At 32.9% G+C, this 3,670-nt stretch carries 5 protein-coding genes; all 5 read right to left on the reverse strand.

Features of this window, described 5'->3' with window-relative positions:
- Positions 1–87: 87 nt before the first annotated feature.
- Positions 88–291, reverse strand: coding sequence for a cation transporter (locus ACT8VG_RS08600; RefSeq protein WP_444195638.1), 204 nt, complete (start codon positions 289–291; stop codon positions 88–90).
- A gap of 13 nt (positions 292–304) precedes the next feature.
- Positions 305–652, reverse strand: a complete 348-nt coding sequence (locus ACT8VG_RS08605; protein ID WP_006505676.1) for an ArsR/SmtB family transcription factor — start codon at positions 650–652, stop codon at positions 305–307.
- 109 nt (positions 653–761) lie between these two features.
- Positions 762–2,108: a rubredoxin-like domain-containing protein gene (locus tag ACT8VG_RS08610; RefSeq protein WP_444195639.1), complete on the reverse strand. Its 1,347-nt coding sequence runs from the start codon at positions 2,106–2,108 to the stop codon at positions 762–764.
- Between the two features lie 15 nt (positions 2,109–2,123).
- The gene (locus ACT8VG_RS08615) at positions 2,124–2,720 is read right to left on the reverse strand and encodes a flavin reductase (protein WP_177357111.1); all 597 of its coding nucleotides are present in this window, start codon (positions 2,718–2,720) and stop codon (positions 2,124–2,126) included.
- A 59-nt stretch (positions 2,721–2,779) separates the two neighbouring features.
- Entirely contained in the window at positions 2,780–3,520 is a 741-nt protein-coding gene (locus ACT8VG_RS08620; RefSeq protein WP_117458162.1) for a putative ABC transporter permease, read from the reverse strand.
- Positions 3,521–3,670: the final 150 nt, after the last annotated feature.

The raw sequence follows: 3,670 nt of genomic DNA on the forward strand, positions 1-3,670 counted from the left end.
CAATAAGACAATCGCAATAATAATTATATTTAAAACATACTATTGCTTCTTTGTCATTTCTATCACTCCTTATTAAAGGAAGATTTCTCAATCATCCTCAACAATTTTACAATTTTCTCTTGCTTTTTCTATAACTGCCTGAGGATCTACACCATCCTCAAACTCAACCTTTAATTTTAAAGTCATAAAACTTAAAGTGGCATCCTTAACACATTCAGTATTCTTTACTGCTTCTTCCATCTTATTTGCACAATTTGCGCAATCTACATCTACCTTATAAGTCTTTTTCATATTATTTTCTCCTTTACTCTTCAATATGATTCATACCAATAGATAAAATACTTCTTACATGATCATCATCTAATGAATAGAAGATAACCTTTCCTTCTCTTCTAAACTTTACTAGTTTAGCATCCTTTAATACTTTAAGCTGATGACTAATGGCTGGCTGAGAAAGCTGTAATATAGTAGCTAAATCACCAACACATAGTTCACCTTCAAATAAAGCATAGAGGATCTTGATTCTTGTAGAATCACCAAATGTCTTAAATAAATCTGCTAAATCATAAAGATATTCATCATCAGGCTGATTCTCTAAAACCTTTGAAACAACATCTTCATTCGCATTTAAGAATTCATTTCTCTTTTCCATGGCTCCTCCTCATATAAACGTTTTTACATATTTAATTATATGAATATGTTTATATGTTGTCAATAGAAAAGTCGAAGAAACAAATGTTTCTTCGACTTGGCTGTATGTATTATTCAGTTATTTCTTCAAAATCTGAAGCAGGATGTTTACATAGTGGACAAATAAAGTTTTCAGGAAGTTCTTCTCCGCTATATTCATAACCACAGATCTTACAGCGCCATTTACGCACAGGAGCTTCTTCCTTTACTTGATGTTCTTTATTCATCTCTTCTACAATCACATCAGCAAGAGCTTCAATTTTTTCAAAATCTGCATTTTTCATACGTGATTTAATAGTGAGCTCTTCACCGATATAATTCCAAGATAATGGTTCAAGAATAGCTTTCATAGTCTTTTTAGCACTTGGTGCCCATGTACCATTTTCAATTAAAACACATGTACGATTCTGCAAAAGATGTTCTTTGATTTCTATCAATAAGTTCTGCATAGGTGTGAATAAACCCGCATTATAAGATGCACTTGCGAATACTAGATGAGAATATTTGAAACTTTCAGATAAGATATAAGATGGATCAGTTTTAGATACATCATATACTTTAATGTTGTGAATACCTTTTTCACTTAACTTACTTGCAAGAATCTCAGCTGCATTGGCAGTCCCACCATAAATAGAACCATAAGCAATCATAACACCCTTGACTTCTGGTTTATAAGCAGCCCAAGAAGCAGTATGTTCTACCATTAAGTTAATATCTTCATCCCAGATAGGTCCATGCAGTGGACAAAGCATTGAAATATCAAGAGTAGAGGCTTTCTTTAAGGCATTAGTCACCTGTACTCCATATTTACCAACAATATTTGTATAATAACGTCTTGCTTCATCCCAGAATGATTCATCTAGATCCATTTCACTTGTAAATAGATTGCCATGAAGTGCACCAAAAGTACCAAATGCATCTGCACTAAATAAGATACCTGTTGTAGAATCATAAGTCATCATAACTTCAGGCCAATGAACCATTGGTGTAGTAACGAAGTTTAATACATGATGTCCAGTTTCTAAAGTATCACCATCTTTGACGACTATAGCATGGCTATCTACATCAAAATCAAAGAACTGCTTCATCATTCGGAATGTCATAGTATTACCCACAATCTTTACATCAGGATAACGTACTACAATATCACAAAGTGTTGCACAATGATCAGGCTCCATATGATTGACTACTACATAATCAAGTGTTCTACCATCTAGTACATGTTCTACATTTTCTAAGAACTGATGACCAATCGCTGCATCTGCAGTATCTAATAAGACAGTCTTATCATCTACTAATAAATAAGAATTATAACTTACACCATCAGGAATAGGATAAGCATTTTCAAATAGTTCTAAACGTCTATCATTGCCTCCTACATAATAAAAATCATCACTTATTTGTCTTACATTAAACATTCTATTTCCTCCTACTTAAAGTGGCTCAAAATCAGATGCTGGATGTTTACAGATAGGACAGATTAAATCCTCAGGTAATTCATCACCTTCATAGACCCATCCGCAAATCTTACATACCCATCCTTTTTTCTTCTTTTCTGGTTTTGGTTTTACATTCTTGAAATAATAGTCATATGTCATAGAATCATGATCATTTAAGATAACAGCATCATCAAGTTCTACAATAAACATCGTATGTGTTAACTCATCCAATGTTTCTATAACATGACCTTTCATATATGCATTTGCATATTGTGTTAAGTAAGGTAATGAGTCTTTCAAATCATACATATCAAAACCATCAAACTTATTAACCTCTTTACCACTTTGGAAACCAAATCGTTTAAAGATATCAAAAGGGCATGTGATATCAAGCACAGATAAAGTCATATTCTTTGACTTCATCAATACATCATGAGTGTAATTCGCCTTATTCACAGTCACTGCAATACGATAAGGATTACTTGTGAGCTGAACAGCTGTATTAATAATACAGCCATTAGGCTTATTACCATCATTTACACCTAATACATACAAACCATAACTGAGTTTAAATAATGCATTCTTTTCCATGGTCATACCTCCTCTTGTTTATTATAAACGTTTACACAAAAGAAAAAAACTCAGATGCGTTATTTCTGAGTTTTTGTGTGATATTTGTTTAAGATATCAGGGAATGCCTTGACTAAACGACGATGTGAATATTTCTTAATAAGATGTTCACGGTGACTATCCTTTAATTGACGTGCAATCTTAAAGATATCATCTGTTGTAATTTCATTATGAATATCTAGTTCTAGTTCATCTGCAAACTTCTTAAGATCCTGAGAGACTGTCTCAAGTTTTTTCGCAAGATGAGTGGCTTCTACAAATGTAGTAATTAAGTCGCTTGTGAATAATGTGATACACACAGTAGAAGCAATAACCATTGGAATATAATCATATTGAATAAGCATATGAGTTAGATGTGGTTGCACATTTTTTACGGCAGTGACAGAAAAGAAACCAAAAATAAAGAAACCTTCTAAACAGATACGACCATTTAAATTAAATCTCATTTGAGAATAATCCCACCATCTTGCATGGAACATCTTTTCCATGAAATAAGATGTGAGATATTCAATAAAGCAGGCGACAATCGCTCCTTCTATAAAGATGAGAGACCAATCTTTAGAAATAGGAAACAAAGCACATACAACAATCGCACCTGATCCATAAATAGGAATGCAAGGTCCAGTTAAGAAACCGCTGTTATGTATCTTATGACCTGTAGCAATAGGGCAGATAAGTGATTCCCAGATCCACCCACAGAAACTATAAATAAAGAAGGAAACAACAAGTATTGTCCAGTTATTCGCAAATGCATCTAACATATCTTAACCTCCTCGTTAACCTTTCACCCATTATAGCATTATAGGAATATAGAAACAAAGAAAACTTGAATTGAGATTTCATCTATTCCAAGTAATTTAATAATTGTTGTATTTTATTATCAGATACCTCTCAAGCCCTTGAAAACACTA

This window comes from Catenibacterium sp., from assembly GCF_052354645.1.
In the GTDB taxonomy this organism is placed as follows: Bacteria; Bacillota_I; Bacilli_A; order Erysipelotrichales; family Coprobacillaceae; genus Catenibacterium; species Catenibacterium mitsuoka_A.

Excerpts from the sequence above, each read along its gene's own strand:
- ACT8VG_RS08620 (WP_117458162.1), bottom strand. The coding sequence starts at position 3,520 with ATGTTAGATGCATTTGCGAATAACTGGACAATACTTGTTGTTTCCTTC.
- ACT8VG_RS08600 (WP_444195638.1), bottom strand. The coding sequence starts at position 291 with ATGAAAAAGACTTATAAGGTAGATGTAGATTGCGCAAATTGTGCAAAT.
- ACT8VG_RS08610 (WP_444195639.1), bottom strand. The coding sequence starts at position 2,108 with ATGTTTAATGTAAGACAAATAAGTGATGATTTTTATTATGTAGGAGGC.
- ACT8VG_RS08605 (WP_006505676.1), bottom strand. The coding sequence starts at position 652 with ATGGAAAAGAGAAATGAATTCTTAAATGCGAATGAAGATGTTGTTTCA.
- ACT8VG_RS08615 (WP_177357111.1), bottom strand. The coding sequence starts at position 2,720 with ATGGAAAAGAATGCATTATTTAAACTCAGTTATGGTTTGTATGTATTA.